This is a genomic window from Lentzea sp. NPDC051213 (assembly GCF_044455585.1).
Taxonomy (GTDB): Bacteria; Actinomycetota; Actinomycetes; order Mycobacteriales; family Pseudonocardiaceae; genus Lentzea.
The window spans coordinates 1,313,050-1,337,436 of sequence record NZ_JBITEX010000002.1; the positions used below are offsets into that span (position 1 = coordinate 1,313,050).

25 protein-coding genes are annotated in these 24,387 nt (G+C 69.7%); 13 read left to right on the forward strand and 12 right to left on the reverse strand.

All coding sequences use genetic code 11. The features are described from left to right. The first annotated feature begins 103 nt into the window (after positions 1–103). Positions 104–280, forward strand: a complete 177-nt coding sequence (locus ACIA8G_RS12695; RefSeq protein ID WP_396418523.1) for a CsbD family protein — start codon at positions 104–106, stop codon at positions 278–280. A 70-nt stretch (positions 281–350) separates the two neighbouring features. Here the strand turns inward: ACIA8G_RS12695 and ACIA8G_RS12700 are convergent, their stop codons facing one another. The 3 genes from ACIA8G_RS12700 to ACIA8G_RS12710 all read right to left on the reverse strand — a co-directional run bounded on the left by ACIA8G_RS12700 (position 351) and on the right by ACIA8G_RS12710 (position 2,044). Further along, positions 351–968: a hypothetical protein gene (locus ACIA8G_RS12700; RefSeq protein WP_396418524.1), complete on the reverse strand. Its 618-nt coding sequence runs from the start codon at positions 966–968 to the stop codon at positions 351–353. 128 nt (positions 969–1,096) lie between these two features. Next, entirely contained in the window at positions 1,097–1,837 is a 741-nt protein-coding gene (locus tag ACIA8G_RS12705; RefSeq protein ID WP_396418525.1) for an ANTAR domain-containing protein, read from the reverse strand. 6 nt (positions 1,838–1,843) lie between these two features. Next, positions 1,844–2,044, reverse strand: a complete 201-nt coding sequence (locus ACIA8G_RS12710; protein WP_396418526.1) for a hypothetical protein — start codon at positions 2,042–2,044, stop codon at positions 1,844–1,846. 369 nt (positions 2,045–2,413) lie between these two features. Here ACIA8G_RS12710 and ACIA8G_RS12715 point away from each other — a divergent pair, with 369 nt between their 5' ends. The 3 genes from ACIA8G_RS12715 (at position 2,414) to ACIA8G_RS12725 (ending at position 3,968) form a co-directional block, all read left to right on the forward strand. Next, the gene (locus ACIA8G_RS12715; protein WP_396418527.1) at positions 2,414–2,953 is read left to right on the forward strand and encodes a DUF5994 family protein; all 540 of its coding nucleotides are present in this window, start codon (positions 2,414–2,416) and stop codon (positions 2,951–2,953) included. Next, positions 2,950–3,105, forward strand: a complete 156-nt coding sequence (locus tag ACIA8G_RS12720; RefSeq protein ID WP_396418528.1) for a DUF6307 family protein — start codon at positions 2,950–2,952, stop codon at positions 3,103–3,105. Before ACIA8G_RS12715 ends, ACIA8G_RS12720 begins: the two co-directional genes overlap by 4 nt. Before the next feature lie 86 nt (positions 3,106–3,191). Continuing rightward, the gene (locus ACIA8G_RS12725; protein ID WP_396418529.1) at positions 3,192–3,968 is read left to right on the forward strand and encodes a transglutaminase family protein; all 777 of its coding nucleotides are present in this window, start codon (positions 3,192–3,194) and stop codon (positions 3,966–3,968) included. Positions 3,969–3,978: 10 nt separating this feature from the next. On the opposite strand, the gene ACIA8G_RS12730 is transcribed toward ACIA8G_RS12725, so the two are convergent. From ACIA8G_RS12730 to ACIA8G_RS12755, 6 genes are all read right to left on the reverse strand, one after another. Then, on the reverse strand, positions 3,979–4,731 hold the full coding sequence (locus ACIA8G_RS12730; RefSeq protein WP_396418530.1) for a GAF and ANTAR domain-containing protein: 753 nt from the start codon (positions 4,729–4,731) through the stop codon (positions 3,979–3,981). Positions 4,732–4,772: 41 nt separating this feature from the next. Next, positions 4,773–5,504: a GAF and ANTAR domain-containing protein gene (locus ACIA8G_RS12735; protein ID WP_396418531.1), complete on the reverse strand. Its 732-nt coding sequence runs from the start codon at positions 5,502–5,504 to the stop codon at positions 4,773–4,775. Positions 5,505–5,548: 44 nt separating this feature from the next. Beyond that, a complete protein-coding gene (locus ACIA8G_RS12740) occupies positions 5,549–6,484 on the reverse strand; it encodes a tetratricopeptide repeat protein (protein ID WP_396418532.1) in 936 nt (311 codons plus the stop codon). 101 nt (positions 6,485–6,585) lie between these two features. Beyond that, positions 6,586–7,524, reverse strand: coding sequence for an acyl-CoA desaturase (locus ACIA8G_RS12745; protein ID WP_396418700.1), 939 nt, complete (start codon positions 7,522–7,524; stop codon positions 6,586–6,588). Between the two features lie 249 nt (positions 7,525–7,773). Beyond that, complete coding sequence (locus ACIA8G_RS12750) at positions 7,774–8,994, reverse strand: glycosyltransferase (protein WP_396418533.1); 1,221 nt, start codon at positions 8,992–8,994, stop codon at positions 7,774–7,776. Between the two features lie 170 nt (positions 8,995–9,164). Next, the gene (locus ACIA8G_RS12755; protein WP_396418535.1) at positions 9,165–10,655 is read right to left on the reverse strand and encodes a flavin-containing monooxygenase; all 1,491 of its coding nucleotides are present in this window, start codon (positions 10,653–10,655) and stop codon (positions 9,165–9,167) included. Positions 10,656–10,759: 104 nt separating this feature from the next. Between ACIA8G_RS12755 and ACIA8G_RS12760 the strand changes: the two genes are divergently transcribed. From ACIA8G_RS12760 to ACIA8G_RS12790, 7 genes are all read left to right on the forward strand, one after another. Further along, entirely contained in the window at positions 10,760–11,956 is a 1,197-nt protein-coding gene (locus ACIA8G_RS12760) for a PucR family transcriptional regulator (RefSeq protein ID WP_396418536.1), read from the forward strand. Positions 11,957–12,078: 122 nt separating this feature from the next. Beyond that, entirely contained in the window at positions 12,079–13,449 is a 1,371-nt protein-coding gene (locus tag ACIA8G_RS12765; RefSeq protein ID WP_396418537.1) for a N(5)-(carboxyethyl)ornithine synthase, read from the forward strand. Next, positions 13,436–13,600: an RGCVC family protein gene (locus tag ACIA8G_RS12770; protein WP_396418538.1), complete on the forward strand. Its 165-nt coding sequence runs from the start codon at positions 13,436–13,438 to the stop codon at positions 13,598–13,600. Before ACIA8G_RS12765 ends, ACIA8G_RS12770 begins: the two co-directional genes overlap by 14 nt. 94 nt (positions 13,601–13,694) lie before the next feature. Further along, a complete protein-coding gene (locus ACIA8G_RS12775; RefSeq protein WP_396418539.1) occupies positions 13,695–14,171 on the forward strand; it encodes a PTS system mannose/fructose/N-acetylgalactosamine-transporter subunit IIB in 477 nt (158 codons plus the stop codon). Between the two features lie 5 nt (positions 14,172–14,176). Then, on the forward strand, positions 14,177–15,793 hold the full coding sequence (locus ACIA8G_RS12780; RefSeq protein WP_396418541.1) for a PTS system mannose/fructose/sorbose family transporter subunit IID: 1,617 nt from the start codon (positions 14,177–14,179) through the stop codon (positions 15,791–15,793). A gap of 9 nt (positions 15,794–15,802) precedes the next feature. Next, on the forward strand, positions 15,803–16,201 hold the full coding sequence (locus ACIA8G_RS12785) for a PTS sugar transporter subunit IIA (protein WP_396418542.1): 399 nt from the start codon (positions 15,803–15,805) through the stop codon (positions 16,199–16,201). After that, on the forward strand, positions 16,198–17,496 hold the full coding sequence (locus ACIA8G_RS12790) for a hypothetical protein (protein ID WP_396418543.1): 1,299 nt from the start codon (positions 16,198–16,200) through the stop codon (positions 17,494–17,496). The genes ACIA8G_RS12785 and ACIA8G_RS12790 overlap by 4 nt, the downstream gene beginning before the upstream one ends. Here ACIA8G_RS12790 and ACIA8G_RS12795 read toward each other — a convergent pair. Beyond that, on the reverse strand, positions 17,460–18,320 hold the full coding sequence (locus ACIA8G_RS12795) for a GntR family transcriptional regulator (RefSeq protein WP_396418544.1): 861 nt from the start codon (positions 18,318–18,320) through the stop codon (positions 17,460–17,462). The two genes, ACIA8G_RS12790 and ACIA8G_RS12795, sit on opposite strands and share 37 nt — an antisense overlap. 136 nt (positions 18,321–18,456) lie before the next feature. On the opposite strand from ACIA8G_RS12795, the gene ACIA8G_RS12800 reads away from it, so the two are divergent. Beyond that, a complete protein-coding gene (locus ACIA8G_RS12800) occupies positions 18,457–20,742 on the forward strand; it encodes a proprotein convertase P-domain-containing protein (protein WP_396418545.1) in 2,286 nt (761 codons plus the stop codon). Between the two features lie 22 nt (positions 20,743–20,764). Here ACIA8G_RS12800 and ACIA8G_RS12805 read toward each other — a convergent pair whose 3' ends face one another. Both ACIA8G_RS12805 and ACIA8G_RS12810 read right to left on the reverse strand, forming a co-directional pair. After that, positions 20,765–21,397 (reverse strand): response regulator transcription factor, encoded by a 633-nt coding sequence (locus tag ACIA8G_RS12805; protein WP_396418547.1) that lies wholly within the window; start codon positions 21,395–21,397, stop codon positions 20,765–20,767. A 189-nt stretch (positions 21,398–21,586) separates the two neighbouring features. After that, a complete protein-coding gene (locus ACIA8G_RS12810; RefSeq protein WP_396418548.1) occupies positions 21,587–23,557 on the reverse strand; it encodes a sensor histidine kinase in 1,971 nt (656 codons plus the stop codon). 137 nt (positions 23,558–23,694) lie between these two features. Between ACIA8G_RS12810 and ACIA8G_RS12815 the strand changes: the two genes are divergently transcribed. Beyond that, positions 23,695–24,369: a hypothetical protein gene (locus tag ACIA8G_RS12815; protein ID WP_396418549.1), complete on the forward strand. Its 675-nt coding sequence runs from the start codon at positions 23,695–23,697 to the stop codon at positions 24,367–24,369. Positions 24,370–24,387 lie beyond the last annotated feature (18 nt).

The window sequence follows — 24,387 nt, forward strand, 5'->3', positions numbered from 1 at the left end:
CAAACCCGGCACGACTGTGGCGCATTCGAAGGTTGAGGCGCGCCGCTGGGGGCATCCAGTGGTGCAACGTGGCACCTGAGATTCGGGTGCCGAGGAGGGCCACATGGGCACCGACGACAAGTTCGACGCCAAGAGCGACGAGCTCAAGGGCAAGGTCAAGGAAGGCGTCGGCGACGCGACCGGCGACAAGAGCATGCAGACCGAGGGCAAGGTCGACCAGGCGAAGGGTCACCTGAAGGAGTCGGCGGAGAAGATCAAGGACGCTTTCAAGAAGAACTGATCGCTCGCTGACTTCACGGGAGCGTGCATCCTCCGATGCACGCTCCCTCTGGCGTCTGGGGGAAGGCGGCTCAAGACAAGCCGGTACCGAACAGCCCAGCCACCACCAGCCCCACCCCCACGACAGCACCGAACAGCTCGACCGACACCAGCCGCCGCCCGGCCCACCGCGCGAACGCGACATTCACCGCGGCGTGGACGAAGGCGGTGGCCACCACCCACCACGGCCCGGCCACCAGGAGCAGCGTCGCGCCGATGCTGAAAGACGTTGCCGCGACGCCGCGAACACCGCTGTGCACGGGATGTGTGCCGACAAATCCACCCTGCGCCTTCAGTTGCTCAACGGCCCGTTCCCCGATGGGCCAGCCGAACCTCGTCAACTGGGTGGCCGCGAGGAACACGAGTTCCGCCAGCGCCCACCCGAAGCCGGCCCAGAGCGCCGGTCCGAACCCGCCCACGACGGCCACGACGAGCGCGAGACGGACCACCTCGTCCGTGGTTCCCGACGCCGCCGCGAGAATGGTCTCGCGACGCCGGGCATCGTGCAGCCTGCCCGCCGAGGCGAGCACCGGCAGGCGTGCCGCCAGTGCGACGAGCCAGCCGAGCACGCCCAGCAGCACCGCACCCGCCTGCGACACACCGAGAGCCACCACCAGGGCCGCCGCGAGCAGCCCGAGCACGCCTGCCATCACGGCGGCGCCCGCCCAGATTCTTCCGGTGACCTGAGCCGAGCCCGGTGGTGAGTCGCTCGCTGATTCGTCGATTCCCCGACGGTACTCCTGTCCAGGAAGCCTGACAGTCCACTGTGGATCCTCGGTCACCAGCGGGGCCGCGGCCGGCTGATCCTCGACAGCCCGTTGACCTCCGGTGAGCGGGCGTTGACCTGCTCGGCGACGTCGGACAGCAGCTGGTTGCTGTTGCGGGCGTAGTTCCGCATCAGGGAGAAGGCGTCCGCGACGCTGATCTCGAGGCGTTCGGTCAGCACGCCCTTGGCCTGCTCGATCGTGACTCGGTTCGTCAGCGCGGACTGGAGTTCGTGGGCGAGCATCTGGTTCTGCCGGGCCGATCGCACCTGAAGAAGGCTGATCGTCGCGACGTTCGCCAGCGACTGCGCCAGGCAGGCGGTCTCCGCGGGGAGGGCACCGGGCGAGGTCCGGAAGAGGTTCAGCGTGCCGATGACCTCGTCGCGCAACCGCATCGGCACCGCGTCGGCCGCGGCGAACCCGAGTTGCACGGCAGTGGCGGCGAACATCGGCCACCGTTGGGGCTCCGCGCGCAGGTCGTCGCACCGCACGGTCTGCCCGGAGCGGACGCATTCCTCGGACGGGCCGTCTCCTGCCTGGAGCGGGAAATGCTTCAGGGGACGGGTCAGATCGCTGGACGTGGCCATCAGCTTCAGCGCGCCGGTCTCGTCGGCCAACAGGAACCCCGCCGTGTCCACGTGCAGCAGCTCGACGCAGCGGTCGGCCAGCACGTGCAGGAACTCGATGCTGTCGAACCGCTCCACCAGCGTGTCAGCCAGCTTGACGAAGGTCTGTGCCACCTGTTGGTCCGACACGGCCGGTCACCTCTCACTCGTTGTCATCGCCGCCCACGTCGCCAGTCGATCTCTGGAGCTACCGGAACGGGCCCGGAAGGCGGCCAGACGTCCGGCGACCCACTCGCGTTCGGACGCGGGGAAGCCGGTGGCGAGGCGCGGGTGCTCGGCGATCAATGACGAGTCCGCCGGAATCGCGTTCCTGACGTTGCCGCTGACGGTGCTCACTGACATCTCCTCACGAGACCAGAGTCACCGCAGGGTCCGGGCGGTTTTCTCAGCTTAGCCCGGGAACGGTCATTATCACACTCTTCGACTCATTTCGTGCCATCTGTGTCAACGGTCTGCTGGAGGTGGGCTGATAATTCGGCGGCCGAACGGCCGAGCAGCGGCTGTGCGGTCGCCGCAGGTGCCGCTAGCAGCGGAGACGGCTACTGGAAGTGCCCAGAAATATCAAGAGCCCATTTCGGTCGATCATGCCTGAAAGAGTGTAGTGTGAATTTTGTCGAGAACATCTCGCACCTGAGCGGTCAAGCTCAAGTCGTACTCGGCGAAACCTGAACCGGCCTCTTTTCGGTCGGAGACGGGAGTCTCGGCATGACGTCGGCTCCTCACCAATCCATCGCCCCATCGGCCGTCACGGCCAACGAGCAGCCTCGGTATCCGCTGCGATTGCGGTTGCGGCCGAAGGCGCTCACCAAGGGTTATGTCGACGGTGCGTGGTGGCCGCGTTCCCGTGACCTCGCCGCCGAACTGCCCGCACTGCTCGCGGTGCTGGCGGTTCGGCTGGGTGAGATCCCGCGGGTGAGCTACAACCTGACCGAGTGGGACACCGCGCCGCGGCAGATCGCGGCCGACGGCGTCCGGATCCGGCTGAACGGGTTCTGGTCCAGGCCGGCGCACACCGTGGACCTCATCTCGGCGAACCGGCATCGCCTCACACTGCTCCTCGTTCCCCCGGACACCGACCCGTCCGCCGCACACCACACCATGATGCGCGCCGCCCAGCGCGAGAACGCCGACACCGTCGAGGACCTGTTCCGCGAGGGTGTCCGCGCCGCCGCGGAGTCCACTGTGGACGCGTGGGAGGCCGAGGGCGGCCGCATACCCCAGCAGACAGCGCGAGGATCACGATGACCACAACGATCTACACATCCGCCTACGAGCGCAGACTCAAGATGGTGCAGGACGTGCTTACCGGCAACACCGCGCTCGACGACAAGGCGACGCGAGATCTCGCCGTGCAGGTGCTGCGCGCGCTGGACCACATCCCGGAGCGGGTGCGTTGACCTCGGTCCACCACGGTAGCGAGGTACAACCGACGCAGGGCAGCCGGCTGCTCCGCGTCGGTTGTGCGTTCACCTACCGAGCCGAAGTGCCCACACCGGCGGTGTTGCTGGTGCGACCGGACCAGACCGGCGAAGTGCGCGTGAGCTGTGAGCGCATGACCGTCGAGCCGGACACCCCCGTGCGGCACTACTTCGATCTCTACGGCAACCGATGCGCACGCGTCGTTCTGCCGAGTGGCACGTCCACGGTGCACTACAGCGGGTGGGCGGACGTGCCCGACCGCGTCGAGGACATCGACGAGAGCGCGCAGGAGACGGCGCCGGATCGTCTTGCCGACGACGTGCTGCTGTACACGCTGCCCAGCCGGTACTGCGTGTCCGACGTGCTGGGCGACGAGGCCTGGTCGAGGTTCGGCGCTCATCCGCCCGGCTACGGCCGGGTGCGGGAGATCTGCCAGCACGTCCACGACTCGCTGAGCTTCAGCTACGGCACCTCGACGGCGTTGTCCACCGCGGCCGACGTCAACGCCGCGGGAATCGGGGTCTGCCGCGACTTCACGCACCTGGCGATCTCGTTCTGCCGTGCACTCAACATCCCCGCCCGGTACGTCTTCGGCTATCTGCCGGACCTGGACGTACCACCGGACGGCGCGCCGATGGACTTCGCGGCGTGGATGGAGGTCTGGCTGGGTGACCGCTGGTGGACCTTCGATCCGCGCAACAACATGCCCCGCAAGGGCCGGGTCGTCATCGGCCGGGGCAGGGACGCCGCCGACGTCGCCATGGTCACCACCTACGGCGGCCCGGTGCTGGAGTCGATGGTCGTCCACGCCGAGGAGGACCTCGCCCCGTCCTGGCGGTGAGCCCGCCGGCCTAAGGCCGTTTGCGGCCGCCGGGCGAATCTGTCGCGGCGGCCGCCAGCGCGGTCAGCTCGATCGTGCCCGCGATGACCCCCTCCGCCACGGAGCTGAGGTGCTTGTTGTTGCTGCGCGAGTACTGCCGCAGCGTTTCGAACGCCCTGCCCATGTCGATCTGCAGTCGCTCGGCGAGCACGCCCTTGGCCTGTTCGATGAGCACCCTGCTCTGCAACGCGTTCTGCAGCTGTCCCGCGAGCAGTTCGCGGTGACTGATGATCTGGGCCTGGAGCAGGCCGATGGTCGCGACGTCCGCCATGGCCTGGGCCACCCGGACGCTCGACTCGGTGAGCGCACCCTCGGCGACGGTGAACAGGTTCAGCGCACCGACTGTCTGCTCGCGCAACCGCATCGGCAGCGCGTGCACCGCACCGAACCCGGCGTCTCTCGCGACCGAGCAGAACTCGGCCCACCGGGGCGGCGGATCGGCGAGGCCGGTGACGGTCACCGGTTCGCTGGTGAGATAGCACTCCATGCACGGCCCCTGCCGGTGCTGGAGTTCGAAGAGTTCGAGCAACCGGGCGCGGTCGCTGGAAGCCCCGACCACCTGCAGCTCACCGTGGTGGTCGACGAGCAGGATGCCGGCGGCATCCACCCCCAGTGCGGTGACGCAGCGGTTGGCCAGGAGATGCATGAACTCGATCGGGTCGTAGTCGGCCACCAGGGTGTCGGCCAGCTCGACGAACGTCTCGGCCAGGTTCTCCACGGACATGAGAGTCACCTCTGTTGATCGATCGCCGGAAGGAAACCTGGTCATCGAGCATCAGGCCGGCCTTCCGGACACAGTCGCAGGCGCCGGGCGACGATGTCGCGAGCGACGTCGACGACCGGCAGGTCATGCGCGAACGCGTGGGCACGGAGTCGTACCAGTGCTTCATCCATGCTCACCCCCATCTGGACGGACAGCATCCCGGTTGCCTGGTGCACCTCGGCGCGGCTCAGCGGCATCGCATCGAGCGGGGGAACCTCTGTGTCGAGGTGGACGCGAGTCAGTTCGTCCAGCACCAACGACATGACGATGTCCGCCACGACGTACGCGTCGGACAGCTGCTCCGGGGTCAGCAACCCCGGGCTGGTTCTGTGCAACACGAGGGCGCCCAACCGGATCGCGCCACTGCGCAACGGGAACGCGAACACCGCTCGTGTACCGAAAGCGCCAGCAGCCGGCACGAACAGCGGCCACCGCTGGTGGTTCTCCCACGAGTTCAAGTCTCCCACCAGCACCGGCACACCGGAACGGACAGCGTCCTCGCACGGCCCCTCCCCGAGGGTGAACCTCAGGTTCTCGAGCTGGCTGCCGATCTCGTTCGTGGAGTACCGCGATTCCCCCCGGCCCGTGCCGTTCATCAGGGTCAGCTGAGCGCCGGTCACCCCGATCAGGGCGACGCACGCCTCGCACGTCGCTTCGCTGGAGGTCGCGACTCCGCGCCTCATCGCGTCGTCGGCGAGGTGTGCGAGCACCTTGGCCAGTCGCTCCCCGCTCAAGGATTCCGCCCTCCGTTGTCCCGGAGCATGCCATGCCGGGTCGCTCACGGCGGGTTCTGGGCGGGCGTGGCGGTGCCGGCGTCGATCCGCTCGGCGAGATCCCGCGTGCCGGAGTGGGCGCCGTGCTTGCGCGCCTGCGCGGCGAGGGGGCGGAACCGATCGCGCACACGGGCCGAACCGATGTCGCCGGCCGACGCCAGCGCCCGCAGTCCGGTACCGACGCCGACTTCGACGTCGCCCTCGATGAGGTGGTCGGTGGACAGCAGGATCAGGCTGAGGGTCCGGCTGCGGACCATGTCCTCGCCGTAGCCGTTGATCGCCGTGGTGAGGAGCGGAACGGCCGTCCGCGCGTGATGCCGTCCCACGGTGCCGGCGAGGTCCGTGTGCACGGCTCCGGCCAGCGCCGACAGATCGGCCTCGGTGAAGAACTTCGCCCAGTCGGCCACGGCGGTGCGGTCCGCCGCGTTGAACTGCTCGTAACCGCGGTCGAGCAGGGTGAGGGCACTGTGCTCTGCGCCCTTCTTGCCGCAGGCCCACGCCGAGTTCACGGTCAGGATGCTGGCCGCGAGCCGGTCACCGGACCGCGAGGCGGCGATCTGGCCGACGTCGAAGTACCGCAACGCCTCGTCGAGGTGTCCGTGGTGCAGGTAGACCCGCCCGAGCCGGTAACACACGTTGGCGATCAACCCGTCGTCACGGGCGATCCCGGCCAGGGCCAGCGCGTGCGAGAAGTGGTTGTGCGCGTTGCTGAGCAGTCCGGCGTCGAAGCACACCCAGCCCGCCAGGTTCCGCAGGTCGGCCACCGCGACGTGGAGCCGCCGCAGCACCTCCGGCGCCGCGTTCGAGGTGAGCATCGGGACGCTCTCGCGGATCCGGGTTCGCACGCGGTCGAGGCAGAGCTCGCCGCCGTGGCGGTAGTCCGATTCGCGCAGCGCGCGGGTGTCCTGCTCCAGGCGCGTGACATCGGAGAGACTGATCATGGCGGGCAGCACTCCAGACCAGGGTCGGGTGGAAGTGGCACCGCCGGGGACCGGGGCGGCTGGTCGACCTGGCGCCTGCCCGAGCAGGCGCACTGCTGATCTTAGTGCGGTGCTTCACCGGGGTCCGCCGCTGTTCGGCCGATGCCGGAAGTCTTGAGCTTGCGCGCCATCCGCTCCTGCCGCGGCCAGCGGACGGCGGTTGCCCAGCCGAAGATCTCGAACACCCGGATGATCCGCGCGGAGATGTCGATCTGACCGCGCCGCACGCCGTGACGTGCGCAGGTGGGGTCGGCGTGGTGCGAGTTGTGCCAGGACTCGCCCATGGACAGGATCGCCAGCGGCCAGAAGTTCGCGGACTTGTCGCGCGCCTCGAACGGCCGATCGCCGATCATGTGGCAGATCGAGTTGACCGACCACGTGACGTGGTGCAGCACGGCCACCCGCACGAGACCGGCCCAGAAGAACGCCGTCAGCGCACCCCACCAGCTCCAGGTGATGAGCCCGCCCGCCACCGCGGGCGTGAGCAGCGTGACGGCGGTCAGCGCGGGGAACCAGCGGTTGACCCGCTGAATGTCGGGATCGGCGAGCAGGTCGGGTGCGAACCGGGTGGCGTTGGTCAGCTCGCGCCGGAACATCCAGCCCATGTGGGCGTGCCAGAACCCCCTGGCCAGCGCGATGACCGACGTGCCGAACAGCCAGGGGGAGTGCGGATCGCCCTCGCGGTCGGAGTAGGCGTGGTGGCGGCGGTGGTCGGCGACCCAGCCGATGATCGGGCCCTGCATCGCCATGCTGCCGGTCACCGCGAGCGCGATCCGCAACCCCCGGTGGGCCTTGAACGCGCCGTGGGTGAAGTGGCGGTGGAATCCGATCGTCACGCCGAGACTCGTGAGGGTGTAGAAGAAGACGGCGAGACCGATGTCCGTCCAGCCGAGGCCCCAGCCCCACGCGAACGGGACCGCGGCGGCCAGCGCCAGCGCGGGAACCACCGCGAAGAGCTTGACCAGGAACATCTCGAACGGGGTGTTCTCACCCGAGAGCATCGGCTGCGGCGCAGCCTGCACGCGGGACACTGTCGTACTCACGTCGCGGACCTCCGGTGCGGCGAGCTGGTGTTGGCCGCCGGGGTCTCGGGCGATCGGGAGAACAGTCAGAAGCGTCGGCGCCGTCGCGCCGATACCTCATGTGTACCCGTGCTGCAGCGCTGACGAAACCCCCAGCGAGTCGACGACGTCCGTCACGTTCGGTGATGCCGGTCGTCAGCAGCGCGGTCGCCGCGCCCGATGCGTTGCTCAGAAGTCCACATGCGACAGTCCTTTCCGGACTGCCGACGGCGCCCGGCTGACGGCGGAATACACCTGCACCAGCTCGGCGGCGATGCGATCCCAGGAGTACCGCGCCTGCGCCCTGTCGTGTGCGGCGGCACCGAGGAGCAGTCGTCGTGAGCTGTCCGGGAGGAGTGTTCTCAACGCCTTCGCGATCGCGCGCGGATTCCTCGGGGGCACCTGCACGCCGGTCGTCCCGTCCACCACGGTGTCGACCAGACCGCCGACCGCGGTCACCACGACCGGCACCCCGCACGCCATCGCCTCCAGGGCCGCGATGCCGAACGACTCGTGCCACGGCGTGCACGCGACGACGTCCGCCGATCGCAGCAAGGCGGGCAGCTCGTCGTGGCGTACGTGTCCTGCGAACGTGACCCGGTGCGCGACGCCTCGAACACGGGCGAGCGCTCGCAACCGCCTCGCCTCCATGTCGCCGCGCAGCCGTCCGTTCGTGGAACCGCCGGCGATGACGAGCTCGGTGTCGTCCACAGTGGCCAGGGCGCGGATGAGGTCGTCGAAGCCCTGGTGCGGCGCCAGTCGCCCGACCGAGACGACGCGGCGGCCGCCGTTGCGTTCCGCGACCGCACCCTGCGGGGTGAACAGGGTCAGGTCGACGCCGTGGGGAATGACGGTCACCTTGGACCGGTTGATCCCCATCTTGAGCACTTCGTCCGCCTCGTCCGAGCGGGTGGCGACGACGCGCGCCACCTCGTGGCCGAGAAGTCGTTCGACGGCCAGGCGGTTCGTCGGGGGAACATCGGGCTGAGGTCGCTGGTGGCCGGCGCTGAGGGTGTGGAAGGTCTGCACCACCGGCACCTGGTTGCGGCGGGCTCCCAGCACCGCCGTGATGCCGGACAGCCAGCCTTGTGCGTGCACGACGTCCGGCGGGCTCGTGGTCCAGGCGGCGCTGAGGAAGCGGGCGAACTCACCGGCGTGGGCGGTCGCCTCGTCGCCGGTGATCCTCCTGGCCGGCCCGCTGGGCACGTGGACCACTTCGTAACCGGCGGCGGCTCGCACCCGGCTGAGCGCGTCCGGCTCGGTGCGCCGGGTGTAGACGGCGACCTCGTGGCCGAGGCCGCACAACGCGGCCGAGAGCGCCGCGACGTAGAGGTTCTGGCTTCCCGCGTCGAGCCGGCCGGGTGCTGTCAGAGGACTGGCGTGCTCGGACACCAGTGCGATTCTGCCCATCGGTCGATCTCCTCACGGCGAGGTGACGAGACCGCGGGGACCGGGCGGCTACTGGTCGGCCAGCCTGCCGAGGCTACCGGCTGGCGTGCCCCGGTGGGAGGACCGTGACTCGTTTGCCAGCCGGTCAAGCCCTCGCAGGGAGCCTGACAGTCCTCAAAGGACAGTCGACGTCACGCCGAGCGAGGCGTGCCGGCCTCCTGCCGATCCGCCGACGACGCGAAGTGCAGGTGCTCGTCGGCGACCGCACCGGCGCGCAGCAACCCGAGGTCCTCGGCGTAGGACATGGACATCAGCCACGGCGCCGCCGGGCCCTGTTTCGGCAGGTCCGCCAGCGAACGCTGGACGTAACCCGCGCCGAAGTCGAGCAGCGGGCGGGTGGGCATGTCCGGATCGGCGACGGCCCAGGCGGTGTCGCTGCCGGTGGCGTCCATGTGCGCGAGCAGACGGCAGAAGTACTCGCAGAGCAGGCCGATCTTCAGCGTCCACGACGAGTTCGTGTAGCCGATGGCGAGGGCGAAGTTGGGGACTCCGCTGAGCATCATGCCCCGGTAGACCACGGTGTCGGGCAGGCTCACCGGCCGTCCGTCGACGGACAGCCCGATCGCGCCGGCGACCTGGAGGTTGAGACCCGTGGCGGTGATGATGACGTCGGCCTCGATCACCTCGCCGGACGCCGTTTCGACGCCGGCGGGGGTGAACCTCGTGACCGGTGAGGTGACCACGGACGCCTTGCCCGCCCGGATGGACTTGAACAGGTCACCGTCCGGGACGATGCACATGCGCTGGTCCCACGGGTCGTAGGGCGGGTTGAAGTGCTCGTCCACCGGGAAGCCCTCCGGGAGGGCCTTCCGGTTCGTCCAGCGGATCAGCCTGCGCGCGGCCTGCGGGAAGCGGCGGCAGAACCGCCAGATCAGCCGTTGCTGCGCGATGTTCTTGCGTCGCGTCAACGCGTACGCGCGGTCTTCCGGCAGGAGTCGCTTGAGCAGGTTCGCCAGGCCGTCCTTGCTGGGCAGCGGCAGCACGTAGGACGGGGTCCGCTGGAGCATCGTGACGTGCGCGGCCGACTGCGCCAGCGCGGGTATCAGCGTCACCGCGGTGGCGCCGCTGCCGATCACGACCACGCGCTTGCCGGTGGTGTCGAAGTCCTCCGGCCAGTGCTGCGGGTGCACGATCTCGCCGGCGAACCGGTCGCGTCCCTCGAAGTGCGGGGTGTAGCCCTCGTCGTAGCGGTAGTAGCCGGCGGCGCAGAAGATCCAGTTCGCCGTGATCGTGACCGTCTCGGCGGTGTCGCCCCGCCGCACCTCGACCTGCCAGCGCCCGTCACGCGACGACCAGTCGGCGCTCAGGACGTGGTGGTGGAACCGGATGTGCGGTTCGAGCTCGTTCTCGGTGACGGTGCCGCGCAGGTAGGCGAGGATCCGATCGGCGCTCGCGATGGACTCCTTCTCCCGCCACGGCTTGAACTCGTAGCCGAAGGTGTGCAGGTCCGAGTCCGACCGGATGCCGGGGTAGCGGAAGAGGTCCCAGGTACCGCCCGTCGCACCGCGCGCCTCGAGGATCGCGAACGACTTCGCCGGGTGCCGGGCGCGCAGGTAGCGGGCTGCCCCGACCCCGGAGATGCCCGCTCCGACGATCAGGACGTCGAGGTGCTCGGCGGTCATGGCTGCTCCCTCGGTTGGCTACGTCCACATTGCCGAGTCCGGCGCGTTCCACAAAGGCACAATCTGCCACGTTCGGTGCCAGTTTGTGGTGCAGAATGTTCACCATGTGGCCGCTTCCCTCGCCGTCGGTGCGCGAGCTGCTCCGCCAGGGTGCGGAGATCGCGCTGAACCCGCGGCCGGAGTGGCTCGACGAGCTGCACGCGGCGGTGTTCGTCGGCGACCGGATGCGGGTGCTGGCCGAGGATCCCGTGCTGTCGGCGGCGTTGCGGCGAAACACCGTGTCGAACCTGATCCACTGGGCGGCGGCGAACGTGCAGGACCCCGGTCACCGGGTGGCGGCGAACGTCGGCCCGCACACCCTGGAGATCGCCCGCGACCTCGCCCGCCGCGGCCTCGACGAACGCGTCCTCGACTCCTACCGCACCGGCCAGGCCGCGGCGTGGCGGCGGTGGATGGAGATCTGCTTCGAGCTGACCTCCGACCAGGCGGAGCTGCGCGAGCTGCTCGACTTCTCGTCGCTGTCGATCTCGACGTTCCTGGACGACACGATCGCCGGCCTGACCGCCCGCATCGAGGCCGAACGCCAGGAGCTCACCCAGGGCAGTCACGCCGAACGCCGGGCCGTGGTGGCACTGCTGCTCGAAGGCGCCCCGATCAACCGCCGCCATGCCGAGGAACAACTGGGCTACGGGCTCACCGGCCCCCACACCGCCGCGATCATCTGGTCCACCGCCGGTGCCGCGCTGCAAGGCGTCGCCGAGACGCTCACGAAGGTCAGCGGCGCCACCCGCGGCCTGACGGTCATCCCAGGTGCGTCGGCGTTGTGGGTGTGGCTGCCGGTGGCCGACGTGCCGCACCAGCTGGAGGCCGCGCTGCACGCGCACCCCGGCGTGCGGGTGGCGGTGGGCCGCGCCGGCCGGGACCTGGCCGGGTTCCGCCGCAGCCATCTCGACGCGGTGGCGACCCAGCGCATGCTGACCCGCCTGACCTCACCACGTCAGATCGCGCGCTACCAGGACGTGCACCTCGTCGTCCTGCTCAGCGCGGACCCGGCCCAGGCCGACGAGTTCGTGGCGGACACGCTCGGCGACCTGCGCTCCGCCGATCCGGACATGCTCGACACCGTGCACACCTACGTCGCCGAGCAGTTCAACACCTCTCGCACGGCCGAACGGCTTTACACGCACCGGAACACGGTCATCAGGCGGCTGGCACGGGCGGACGAGCTCTTGCCGCGGCCGCTCGCGGAGAACGTGGCGGGGGTGGCGGCCGCCCTGGAACTGCTCAGGTGGCGTGGCTGATGGGCCTGTGACCAGGGCGGCAGCGTCGCCGCCAGCAGGCCGCTGCGGTGGATCGGTCCAGAGGCGAGTAGAATCGACCTACCGAGGGCATGTCGTGCAACAGCGGTCAAGCTGGTGCCGCCTTGGGCGCATCACGAAGCCCGGCCGGTCTCGGCTGGAGGCGGGAGCGCCGAGATGATCTCGGATCTGCTCTGCACCACCGCACTTGTGACCCTGGAACCCGGTCAGAGGTTGTCGCGGAAATCGAAGTCGTTGTCCGACGGGCACTTCGCCGGGAGCTGGCGGCCGTTGTCGACCGACCCGGCGATCGCCGTGCCCGCGCTCGTTCCGCCGGTCAGGCGGACCCGCTGATACCCGGCGGTCACCTCAGCCTCGGAGTCATCGCCCAGTCGCGCAAGGAGAACGAGCTCCGCCTGCCGATCCACCCGCTGCACCTGGACCGGATCGACGCGGATCTGCGCGGCCGCATCTTCCTCGAACGCGGCTACGGCGAACGCTTCGGCATCTCCGACGAGCACCTCGCGACGTCGGTCGCGGGGCTGCGCACACGCGAAGAGCTCATCGCGGAGTGCGACGTCATCCTGCTGCCCAAACCCCTCCCGGAAGATGTCGCGGAACTGCGAGAGGGCCAGGTGCTGTGGGGCTGGCCGCACTGCGTGCAGGACGCGAAGCTCACCCAGCTGGCCATCGAACGACGGCTGACCCTCATCGCTTTCGAGGCGATGAACCACTGGACCACCGACGGCTCGTTCGGCTTGCACGTCTTCCACAAGAACAACGAGCTCGCCGGCTACTGCTCGGTCCTGCACGCCCTGCAACTCGTCGGCTCGACCGGTGACTACGGCCGGAGGCTGAGTGCCGCCGTGATCGGCTTCGGTGCCACCGCGCGTGGAGCCGTGACGGCGCTGAAAGCGCACGGGGTGCACGAGGTCAACATCCTCACCAACCGCGGGATCACGGCGGTCGGCTCGCCGATCCACTCCGCGCAGATGGTCCACTTCGACCACGACGACGCCGATCCGCGGCGCAGCCACGCGTTGACCGACGACGGGCGCGTCCCGCTGGCCGGATTCCTCGCGGAGCACGACATCATCGTCAACTGCGTGCTGCAGGACTCCGACAAGCCGCTGACGTTCCTCATCGAGGACGACCTGGCGACGCTGCCTCCTGGCACGCTCATCATCGACGTCTCCTGCGACCGGGGAATGGGCTTCACCTGGGCCCGTCCCACCTCGTTCGCCGAGCCGTCCTTCGAGGTGGGCGATCACGTCCGCTACTACGGGGTGGACCACAGTCCGTCGTACCTCTGGAACTCGGCGACCTGGGAGATCAGCGAAGCGCTGCTCCCGCACCTGCGCTCGGTTCTCACCGGCGCCTGGGACGCCAGCGAGATCATCCGGCGCGCCATCGAGATCCGCGCCGGCGTCATCCAGAACCCCCGCATCCTGTCTTTCCAGCATCGTTCATCGGAGTATCCGCATGTCCACGTCTGAGTCGCTGACCGCAGACCTCGCCGACACCCCCGACACCACCGGTTCCTGCGACGTCTGCCCCCACCCGCGCGACGAGCACGACCCGCTCGGTGTGCGGTACTGCAACGCGACCGCGGTGTCCGCACTGCCCCGCGGTTGCATCTGCCGCTAATCGGATTCCTCTCCACCCGTTGACAAGAAATACTGGTTTGCACCAGTATTAGCCCCGTTGGTTGACCGGGGGGTTGGCAGGGGGGAAGTGGCACATGACGGGTGTGCACCTGCGCGTCGACAACCGGCTTATCCACGGACAGGTGACGGTCGCGTGGACCGGAAGTCTTGGCGTGCACCGGCTGGTCGTCTGCAACGACGGCGTGGCCGGCGACGAGCTGCAGCGAATGCTGCTGCCGCAGGCAGCGAGGGGGCTGCCGACCGAGGTGCTCACCGTCGCCGAGGCGGTAACGCGTGACTGGGGCGATGACGTGATGGTCATCGCGAAAGACCCGGACGACGCGTTCCGTCTTGTCGAGGGCGGGGTGCGGCCAGGGGTGGTGAACGTCGGGAACGTCGCACCCCGCCCAGGCACGAACTACACGATGGTCACCAGGTCGATCGCGGTGACCGTCGAGGACGCGGCGGGCTATCGAAGGCTCGCCGCGGCCGGAGTTCCCGTTGTCGCGCAGCTGATGCCGCGTGACAAGCCGGCGGACTTCACCGCGCTGCTCGACCGGAAAGGGCTGTAGCGCGGATGATCGTCGCAGTGGCTTTGACGTTGTGGGCCGCCATCTGCACCTACGACGTGCTGGGGCCGTTCCTGCTGTTCGCGGGGCGTCCTCTGGTGGCGGGTTCGGTGGCCGGTCTCATCACCGGTGACCCGTTGCTCGGCATGGCGATCGGCGCGACGCTCGAACTGGCAGCTCTGGGGGTCTACCAGTACGGCGGCGCGACGATTCCGGACTACCAGACCGGGGCGATCGTCGGCACCGCGCTCGCGGGGAGCGCGGCCGGACCGCTCAGTGCCCAGGTGGCGGTCGGTATCGCGGTGGCACTGCCCGCCGCGATCCTGTTGTCCACTTTGGACCCGGTCGGCAAGATGATCACGACGGGCATGGTGCACCGCGCCGACCACTACGCCGCCACCGGCGACGCACGTGGTCTGGCCAGAACGCATTGGCTCGGTCTCGTGCCGTGGTGCGGGGTCCGGGCGATTCCCACGTTCCTCGCGGCTCTCACGGCGTCCAGTGGCGTCGTGGAGACGCTCACCAGGGAGATTCCCGCCGGGTTCGTGAAGGGCATGACGCTCGCCGGCTCGCTGCTGCCCGCGGTGGGCTTCGCGTTGCTGCTGTCCATGATGCAGCTGTCGAAGTACTGGTACCTGTTGCTCATCGGCTTCGTCGCGTTCGCGTACATGGACGTGCCGGTGCTGGGCATCGCGTTGCTGGGCGTCGCGATCGCCTTCCTGGTCGTCAACCGCACCGAGCGGATCGCTCCTGCGCCCGCGGAACCGGCCGACGGCGAAGAATCCGATGTGGACAGAAGGCTGACGGACCAGGACCTCAAGAGGTCGTACCGCCGGTACTTCTGGTCCAGCCAGGTGTCGTGGAACTACGAGCGGATGCAGGGCCTCGGTTTCGCGTACGCCATGGAACCGGTGCTGCGCCGGCTGTACCCCGAGAAGCAGGACTACGTGCAGGGTCTGCAGCGGCACATGCAGTTCTTCAACACCTCGGTGCTGGTCGGCGGGCCGTTGATCCTCGGTTCGACCATCGCGCTGGAGGAGGCGCGGTCGCCCGAATCCGCCGAGGGCACCAAGGTCGCGTTGATGGGACCGCTGGCCGGTATCGGCGACACCCTCGTTTTCGCGATCTACAACAGCATCATCTTCACCGTGGGCGCGTCGCTCGCCCTGCAGGGCAACTGGCTCGGGCCCGCGTTCACCATTCTCATGGTGCTGGTGCCGTACGCGCTGGTGCGCCGCTGGCAGTTCCGCTTCGCCTACCGCGAGGGCAAACGGCTGGCCGGTCGCCTCGCCACCGGTGCGCTGGAGCCCCTCTCGCAGGGCGCGACCGTGCTCGGCTTCGTCGTGCTCGGCGGGTTCATCCCGTCGATCGTCAAGGTCGTCACGACGCTGACGTACCGGCAGACCACGACCGTCGACGACCAGCAGGTCACGCAGACCGTGCCGATCCAGGCGCGGCTCGACGACCTGTTGCCCCACCTGTTCCCGGTGCTCGTCACCGCCGCGGTGTACCTGCTGCTGGCCAAGGCGAAGTTGAAACCGGTGCTGGTCATCGGCATCGTTGTGGTGGTGGGTGTGGTGCTGGGCTGGCTCGGCTGGTTCGTGCCCGCCGAACCCAAGAGTTAGGAAGCTCCGATGACGATCCCCGTCCTGCTGGCCGGGCACGGCGCGCTGCCGTCGGGCATCGCCGACGCGGCCGAACTCGTACTCGGACCGCAGCCCCGGCTCGCCGTCTGCGAACTCGGTCCCGCCGAGAGCCCGGAGTCCTACCGCGAACGTCTCGCTGACCTGGCCGGTCCTGTGTCCGGCACCGGGGCCGGTGTGCTCGTGCTGGCCGATCTGCCAGGAGGCACGCCCGCCAACGCGGCGAAGCTGCTCGCGGCGCGCCGGGGCGGGATCAGGATCGTGACCGGCCTGAACCTGCCGATGCTGCTGGAGGTCCTGGTGCGCGGGGGAGACCTGGACGAGCTCGCCGGACTCGCGCAGTCGGCCGGGCGCGACGGCGTGCTGACCGAACCGGTGCTGACCCGATGACGCTGCTGCTCGCGGCCGGGCGCACGGTGATCACACCGGAGCCCGGCCACCCCATGGGCGGCTACCTCGCGAGGCAGGGCGTCGCCACGGGCGTGCACGACGACCTGGAGGCCACGCTGGTCTGGTTGTCCACAGAGGACGATCCCGGCGTGCTCTGGGTGACGCTCGACGCGCTGGCCACCGACGTCCCGCTCACCCGCGCGCTGGTCGCCGGGGTGGCCGAGGAGACGGGTGTGCCCGCCGAGCGAGTGCTGGTGTGCGCCTCGCACACCCACTCCGGACCGGACGGGTGGACCGGGTCGATCCACCCCGGGCTGCCCGCGGAGCGGGAACCCGAGCTGGTGCGGCGGCTGACCGAGCAGATCAGGGCGGCCGCGCGGCAGCTCCGTCCACAACGGACACCGGTCACCGCGCAGTGGCACGCCGGCGCGGCCGGGGCGGTGGGCACCAACCGCCACCGGCACGACGGCCCGCACGACGGATCGGTGGGCGTGCTGGCGTTGCGCCACCCGGATGGTGCCGCAGCGGCGTTGCTCTTCGACTACGCCAGCCACCCGACCGTGCTCAGCGCCGAGAACCTCGCCTGGTCGGCGGACTGGCCGGGTGCCACCCGCCGGGGGCTGGCCGCGCTCGCCCCGGTGTCCGCGTTCCTGCAGGGCGCGGCGGGCGACGCGAGCTCGCGGTTCGTCCGGCGCGGCCGCGGCCACGCCGAGGTGACCGCGCTCGGCAGCAGGCTCGCCGAGTCGATCACCCGGCTGCTGCCGTTCGGCCAGCCGGTCGAGGGTCCGGTCCGGTTGACGCGGACGGCGCTACGACTGCCTCACCGCACGCTGCCGTCGCTCGCCGAGTGCGGGCGGCTGCGCCAGGACGCCGAGAGCGGGTGGCGAAAGCTGTTGTCCCGTGGGGAGAACGACCCCGCCGTCCGCATCGCGCGCACCCGGTACGAGGGCACGCTGATGCTCACGACGCTGGCCGCCGCCGGCCTGCCCGGCGAGGCGGAGGTGCCGATCACCGTGGTGTCGCTGGGCGAGGTCGCCTGGCTGCACACCCCGTTCGAGCTGTTCGCGTCGATCGGCCTGCGCATCAGGGACGCCAGCCCGTTCGCGCACACGAGGGTGATCGGCTACACCGACGGCTACCTCGGTTATCTGCCCGACCGCGACGCCTACCGCGACGGGCTCTACGAGTCCTACATCGCGCTGGTGGAACAGGGAGCCGCGGAGGTGCTGGTGGAACGTTGTGTCGAGTTGCTCCGCGCTCACCGGGACCGGCGTGCGGTGGTGAACACGGTGTAGCGGTCGGCGCGGTAGAGCGAGCGCCCCGCCTCGATCACCTGGCCGTCCGCCGCGTGCAACGTGCCGCTGAGCACGAGGCAGGGCTGGGTCGCCTCGATCTCCAGCAACGCGGCGTCGTGCGGATTCGGCAATTCGGCGCCGATGGCGGTGTCATTCCAGTCCGGCACGACGCCGAAGCGCTCGGCGAGTGTCTTGTGCAGTGACTGCTCCGCCCAGTCGAATTCGTCGAGACCCGGAAAACGGTCGACCGAGAGGTTCGTGCGTTCCAGCGCGAGTGGTTCGTCATCGACCAAACGGAGCCGTTCCAACCGGAAAACCGGCGCACCCGGAGGAATGTTCAACCGGCCCGCGATCTTGGCGCCCGCGGATTCCACCAGGGCCCGCAGCACCTTCGTCCCCGGCACCGCGCCGCGGCCGCGGATGTCCGCGGTGAACGACGTGAGCATGTCGATCTGCCTGGGCGGACGTTCCGCGGTGAAGGTGGCGTTGCCGTGCTGGCGGTACAGCAGCCCGTCGGCCACCAGCCGGTTGATCACCAGCCGCACCGTGCCCCGGGAGATCGCATAGTGCTCGGCGAGAAATCGTTCCGACGGAATCAACCGGCCCGGCCCCGCGTCGGTGGCGACGCACTCCAGAATTTCCCTGAGCTGGTCGCCTTTGGGGCGGTCCGGCACCAACGCGTCGGGCAATGTCAGATCGTCGGCGGGAACATGCTTGGGGCGTGGCACATTCCCATTATGCCCTACTGGTCGGTGAATCTGCCCCAGTTGACCGGCCGGGCAGCGCGCCGCGTCGGCACGACCTCGGTGGTGTGCCGTGGTCAACCGTGATGACAAACCATCCGAACGACTGGATGTCGATCCCGTGCGCCGGGGTTACGTTCGCCGCGACGGCCTCGGCGTTCTGGAGCACCCAGGGTGCCGGGGCCAGACCCTGCAATCCCTGCGAAGGAGCCCCACGGTGCGAAGAAGACCCCTGCTCTCTGCTGCACTGGCAACCCTGGTCGCGGTGGCGATGGTCGTCCCTGCCGCCGCAGCGTCCCAGCCTCCCGCGAACCTTGCCGCGGGATGCTCCGGCACCAGTGACACCGACGTGGCGATCGGCGACAACACCACCGTCGAATCACCGATCACCATCTCCGAGTGCGCCTCGGCTCCGTCCGCCACCAGCACGGTGCCGGTGAAGATCGTCCACACCTACATCGGTGATCTCGCCGTCAGCCTGATCGCGCCGGACGGCTCGGCCTACACCCTGCACAACCACACCGGCGGCTCCGCCGACAACATCGACCAGACCTACACCGTCAACCTCTCGAGCGAGACCTCGAACGGCACGTGGAAGCTGCGGGTCAACGACAACGCGGCCAACGACGTCGGCCGCATCGACTCCTGGTCGCTCAACCTCGGCACGGGAACTCCGGCGAACGACTTCTCCGTGGCCGTGTCGCCGACCTCCGGTTCGGTGGCCGCGGGATCGTCCGCGACCACGACCGTGCAGACGCAGACCACGAGCGGCCAGGCGCAAACCGTGCAGCTGACCGCCAGCGGCCTGCCCGCCGGTGCGACGGCGTCGTTCAACCCCGCCTCGGTGACCACCGGGTCGAACTCGACGCTGACGATCAGCACGACGTCGTCGGTCGCCGCGGGCACCTACCCGGTGACCGTGCGGGCGGCCGGTGCCACGGCCAAGACCGCGACCTACACGCTGACCGTCACCACCGGCGGCGGGGTGCAGATCCCCGACATCGACATCGCGGCGGTCAAGCAGCACCTGGCCGCGTTCGGGACGATCGCCTCGCAGAACGGTGGCAACCGCCGCTCCACCACGGCCGGGTACCGCGCGTCGGTGACCTACGTGAAGGACAAGCTCACCGCGGCGGGCTTCACCGTGACCGAGCAGCCCTGCACCTCGGGCTGCACCAGCGGCGCCGGCCCGAACGTGATCGCGGAATGGCCCGGCGGCAACGCGAACAACGTCTACATGTTCGGTTCTCACCTCGACGGTGTGTCCGCCGGTCCCGGCATCAACGACAACGGCTCCGGCTCGGGCGCGTTGCTCGAGACCGCGCTCGTGCTCGCCAGGACGAACCCGACGATGCTGAACAAGGTCCGCTTCGGCTGGTGGACCGACGAGGAGCAGGGCCTCAACGGCTCGCGCTTCTACGTCTCGCAGCTGCCGGCCGCTGAACGCACGAAGATCAAGACCTACCACAACTTCGACATGATCGGCTCGGTCAACGGCGGCTACTTCATCAACAACATCACCGCCGCGCAGTCGACGCACATGAAGGCCTACTGGGATTCCCTTGGCCTGCAGCCGGAGGAGAACACCGAGGGCCGCAACCGTTCGGACGACGCGTCCTTCACCAACGCGAGCATCCCGGCGTCCGGCTACGCCATGGGTGCGAGCGCCAGGAAGACCGCGGCTCAGGCGACGAAGTGGGGCGGTACGTCGGGCGGCGCCTTCGACCCGTGCTACCACCAGTCCTGCGACACCACGGCCAACATCAGCGACACGCACCTCAACCGCGCGGTCGACGGTATCGCCTACACCCTCTGGAAGTCGGCCGTCACGAGCACGCCGTCGGCTGACTTCTCCGTGGCCGTGTCGCCTGCGTCCGGTTCGGTGGCGGCGGGTTCGTCGGTGAACACCACCGTGCAGACCCAGACCGTGACCGGCCAGCCGCAGACCGTGCAGCTGTCGGCGTCGGGTCTGCCTTCCGGCGCAACGGCTTCGTTCAACCCCGCGTCGGTGACCACCGGCTCGAACTCGACGCTGACGATCAGCACCACGGCGTCGGTCATCAACGGCACCTACCCGGTCACGATCACCGCGACCGGCGCGGTGACGCACACCGCGACCTACACGCTGACCGTCACCGGCGGCGGTACCGGCAGCTGCAACGGCACGAACCCGAACGACGTCGCCATTCCGGACGCCGGTGCCGCGGTCGACAGCGACGTGGTGATCAACGGGTGCCCCACGGCGCCGTCGAACCGTGCCGCGGTGGCGGTGAAGATCGTGCATCCGTACATCGGTGACCTGACGGTTGCCCTGATCGCGCCGGACGGCACGGCGTACACGCTGCACAACCGCACCGGTGGCAGTACCGACAACATCGACACCACGTACACCGTCGACGTGTCCAGCGAGACCGCCAACGGCACGTGGAAGCTGCGCGTGCAGGATGTCGCGCAGGCCGATGTCGGGACGCTCGACACGTGGAGCCTCAACCTGACTCCCTGACCGGGTTCGGCCGTGCTGACCCCTAGCTGTACTCGGCGAGGTAGGTCAGCACGGCCAGCACCCGGCGGTGCTCCTCGACGTTGGCGGCCAGACCCAGCTTGGCCATGATGTTGCCGACGTGGGTCTCGACGGTGCGATCGGTGAGCCAGAGCCTCCGCGCGATCCCGACGTTCGTGCAGCCCTCGGCCATGAGTCCGAGCACCTCGCGTTCGCGCGGGGTGAGCGCCCCGGTGGCGGGCCGGCCGAGAAGCCGGCCCACCACCTCGGGATCGAGGGCCGACCCGCCTGCGGCGACGCGTGTGATCGACTCGAGGAAGTCGTCGACGTCGAGCACGCGGTCCTTGAGCAGGTAGCCGAACCCGCCCTGGCTGACGAGCTCGACGGAGTGCCGCGTCTCGATGTGCTGGGAGAGCAGCAGGATCGCGACCCCGGGCTGGGCGGACCGGATCCGGCGGGCCGCGCGGGCGCCGTCGTCGCTGAGGTCGGGAGGCATCCGGACGTCGACGATCGCGAGGTCGGGCTCGGCCTGCGCCACGACGGCCACCAGGGTTTCGGCGTCGGCGGCACGGCCCACGATGTCGTGGCCGGCGTGGGAAAGGAGGCTGGCCAGGCCTTCGCGGAACAGTGCGGAGTCTTCGCCGATCACGATGCGCATGGCAGCACCGCCTGGATCGTCGTGCCGCAACCGGGCGCCGCGACGCGGTCGGCTGGCCCGGCGTGGGAAAGCGGGCCCGCGAGCCCGATCACGATGCGCATGGCAGCACCGCCTGGATCGTCGTGCCGCAACCGGGCGCCGCGACGCGATCGGCTGGCCCGGCGTGGGAAAGCGGGCCCGCGAGCCCGATCACGATGCGCATGGCAGCACCGCCTGGATCGTCGTGCCGCCGCCCGGAAGGCTGCTCAGCCGCAACGAGCCGCCCAACGCCGCAACGCGGTCCGCCAACCCGGCCAGACCAGAGCCCGCGCGCGGATCGGCGCCGCCACAGCCGTCGTCCTTCACGAAGACGTTCACCTCGTCGGCCTGCTGCGTGACCCGGACCGTGATGGCGCTGGCGTGCGCGTGCTTGGCGGCGTTGGTGATCGCCTCGGCGGCGACGAAGTAGGCGGTGATCGCGATGTCGTCGGCCAGCGGTTCGGACATGATCTCCAGCGCCACCGGTACCGGCAGCTTGTGCGTCAGCGCGGCCAGGGCGGAGTGCAGTCCGTCGTCGAGGCTGGTGGGGCGCAGGCCGTGCGCTATCTGCCTGAGCTCGGCGATGGCGGTCGCCAGTTCGGCAACGCCCTGGTCGAGCAGGGCGTGCACGTCCACCGCTCCGGTGGGCAGCTGCCGCTGGGCCAGCCGCATCGCCATGCCCAGCGACACCAGCCGCTGCTGGGCGCCGTCGTGAAGGTCGCGTTCGAGCCGGCGCCGCTCGGCGTCGCCTGCCTGGACCAGCCGGGCGCGGCTGGCCTCTACCTCGCGCAGGGCGGTGGCCAGTTCACCGCGCAGCCGGGCCACCTCGACGAGGCTGGCCGCGGCGGACGCCACGACCCGGAGCACGGCCGGAGTGGTGGTGGCCGAGGCGAGCACGCCGATCTGCGTGCCTCCGAGGGTGATCGGGACGAGGCCGGTGTCGGCCACCGGTGCGCCAAGCGCGTCGGCGAACCCGGCCGAGCCGGGGAGCAGCAGGCCCACCCGCAGCGCGGGATCCCTCAATGCCGTGCGCAGCACCGACTCCAGCTCTTCCGGCTGGGCTGCCTGTGTGTGCACGCGTTGTTGCAGATCGTCGACAGCCTGCAGGGCCGCTTTCGTTCGCGGGAAGAGCCGCCGGTCCACCAGTCGTTGCAGGCGCTTGCGCACCGGCGCGAGCAGCACGGCGCAGATCGCGGTGGCACCCGCCGCGGCGGCGGGGGAGTCCTTGCCCACCACGAGACCGAGGGCCAGGGCCGACACCGCGTACGCCCCGACGAGGATCAGCAGCACGATCGTGTAGCTGATGGCGTCGGCCAGCACGCGGTCGACGTCGTAGAGGTCGTGACGCAGCATGGCGACACCCACCGAGCACAGCAGCGCGATGATCGTCACGACGCCGAAAACCGTTGCTACGACGCCACTTCGGCCGGTGACCACGATCTCGGCGAGACACACCACCGGGTACGCCATGGCGGCCAGGCCCGCGAACGCGAGCCACTTCAGCTGTGCCCGGACGACGCCGGTGGACCGGCGGAACCTCAGAACCAGCGAGACACCAGACGCGAGGAACGCCACGACCAGCCCGATGTTCACCGCGAAACCGAGTGCATAGGCCACATCGGACGGTGGGCCCCACGGGTGCGCGAGCCCTTCCATCGGCGACGTGAACGGCTCCCGCGGCACCATCCCGAAGCCCTGCTGGGCCAGCGCGAGGGCGACGATCAGGGGCGGCAGCACCGACCACCGCCGGCCGGGCAGCGTGCCGTCCGGGAAGTACAGCAACAGCAATGCGACGGCGGCGAGCAGCCACCAGCCGCTCTCGTTGAACACCGCGACCACGCGGGAGTCCAGCGGAACCGAAGCGGGGTCGTCGAGCCAGCTCCGGTAGTACACGTCACGCGCGGCCAGGAAGACCACGATCGAGCCGGTCCAGGTCAGCAGGGCACCGACCGGGTTGGCGCCGACGCGGAACGCGATCACCACGCCGAGGCCGGCCATGGCCAGTCCGAGCGCCGCGAAGCCGGTGAACGCGCCAGCCAGGTCGCCGCCCGTCCGCATGCGGACGAGGAGCCAGCCGCCGCCCGCCGCCAGCACGACGGCGAGGCCCAGCAGGCCCAGTCCCACCGACCGCGGCCACCTCATCGGCCCAGGGTAGAGCCGCTGCGCCGACCCGGCCTCCGTGCCAGCACTGAGACCGGGTTCCGCGCCCGCACCGATGCGACCCAGGTCCTTCCACCGGTTGTCTGGAGCAACCACATTCCCACGGAAAGGCAGAGATCATGTCCGTCGACATCACCGCGGCGCACGACACCGCCGCGAGCTCCACGCGCGGACGCGTCGCCATCCTCGCGGCCGTCCTGGGGGTCACGTCCGTCGCCGCGATCGTCGGCGGGCTGTACTGGCCGGAACCGGCCGGCGGCGGCGAGACCTACTCGTACGCCGACATCGTGGCCGGTCGCGACCTGTGGTGGGGGCTGCTGACCGGGCTGGCGGCCATGCAGGTCCTGAACATTCCGCTGCAGGCGCTGGCGACGATGTTCCTCGTCCGGCGCCGCGGCAGCACCTGGGCGACCTGCGGGGCCGTGCTCATGTGGATCGGCGGGGGACTGCAGGCCACGGGCGTCGCGGGCTGGGCGGCAGCCTACTACTTCCCGACCGACCCCGGCGTGGACCGCGCGTTCGGCGAGGCCGTGGTCCAGGCGGCCAACAACGACACCGGCCACCTCTTCGCGCTGATGATTCCCGGCGCCGCACTGGTGCTGCTGGGCACCGTGCTGCAGTGCGTCGGTCTGTTCCGCTCGCACGCCGTGCCGAAGTGGGTGCCCATCACCGCGCTGACCGTCGTGCTGACCTTCGTCATCCCCGGCAGCGGGGTGGCCGGTCTGCTGACCAGCATCCCGATGGCGGCCGGAGCCATCGGCCTCGGCTACTTCGCCTGGCGCGCAGCCGAGTAGCACCTGAGTGAACGCCGC

Excerpts from the sequence above, each read along its gene's own strand:
- ACIA8G_RS12815 (WP_396418549.1), top strand. The coding sequence starts at position 23,695 with ATGTCCGTCGACATCACCGCGGCGCACGACACCGCCGCGAGCTCCACG.
- ACIA8G_RS12760 (WP_396418536.1), top strand. The coding sequence starts at position 10,760 with ATGTGGCCGCTTCCCTCGCCGTCGGTGCGCGAGCTGCTCCGCCAGGGT.
- ACIA8G_RS12775 (WP_396418539.1), top strand. The coding sequence starts at position 13,695 with ATGACGGGTGTGCACCTGCGCGTCGACAACCGGCTTATCCACGGACAG.
- ACIA8G_RS12730 (WP_396418530.1), bottom strand. The coding sequence starts at position 4,731 with ATGTCCGTGGAGAACCTGGCCGAGACGTTCGTCGAGCTGGCCGACACC.
- ACIA8G_RS12750 (WP_396418533.1), bottom strand. The coding sequence starts at position 8,994 with ATGGGCAGAATCGCACTGGTGTCCGAGCACGCCAGTCCTCTGACAGCA.
- ACIA8G_RS12695 (WP_396418523.1), top strand. The coding sequence starts at position 104 with ATGGGCACCGACGACAAGTTCGACGCCAAGAGCGACGAGCTCAAGGGC.
- ACIA8G_RS12700 (WP_396418524.1), bottom strand. The coding sequence starts at position 968 with ATGGCAGGCGTGCTCGGGCTGCTCGCGGCGGCCCTGGTGGTGGCTCTC.
- ACIA8G_RS12770 (WP_396418538.1), top strand. The coding sequence starts at position 13,436 with ATGTCCACGTCTGAGTCGCTGACCGCAGACCTCGCCGACACCCCCGAC.
- ACIA8G_RS12810 (WP_396418548.1), bottom strand. The coding sequence starts at position 23,557 with ATGAGGTGGCCGCGGTCGGTGGGACTGGGCCTGCTGGGCCTCGCCGTC.
- ACIA8G_RS12740 (WP_396418532.1), bottom strand. The coding sequence starts at position 6,484 with ATGATCAGTCTCTCCGATGTCACGCGCCTGGAGCAGGACACCCGCGCG.
- ACIA8G_RS12790 (WP_396418543.1), top strand. The coding sequence starts at position 16,198 with ATGACGCTGCTGCTCGCGGCCGGGCGCACGGTGATCACACCGGAGCCC.
- ACIA8G_RS12720 (WP_396418528.1), top strand. The coding sequence starts at position 2,950 with ATGACCACAACGATCTACACATCCGCCTACGAGCGCAGACTCAAGATG.
- ACIA8G_RS12780 (WP_396418541.1), top strand. The coding sequence starts at position 14,177 with ATGATCGTCGCAGTGGCTTTGACGTTGTGGGCCGCCATCTGCACCTAC.
- ACIA8G_RS12715 (WP_396418527.1), top strand. The coding sequence starts at position 2,414 with ATGACGTCGGCTCCTCACCAATCCATCGCCCCATCGGCCGTCACGGCC.
- ACIA8G_RS12755 (WP_396418535.1), bottom strand. The coding sequence starts at position 10,655 with ATGACCGCCGAGCACCTCGACGTCCTGATCGTCGGAGCGGGCATCTCC.
- ACIA8G_RS12805 (WP_396418547.1), bottom strand. The coding sequence starts at position 21,397 with ATGCGCATCGTGATCGGCGAAGACTCCGCACTGTTCCGCGAAGGCCTG.
- ACIA8G_RS12785 (WP_396418542.1), top strand. The coding sequence starts at position 15,803 with ATGACGATCCCCGTCCTGCTGGCCGGGCACGGCGCGCTGCCGTCGGGC.
- ACIA8G_RS12745 (WP_396418700.1), bottom strand. The coding sequence starts at position 7,524 with ATGCTCTCGGGTGAGAACACCCCGTTCGAGATGTTCCTGGTCAAGCTC.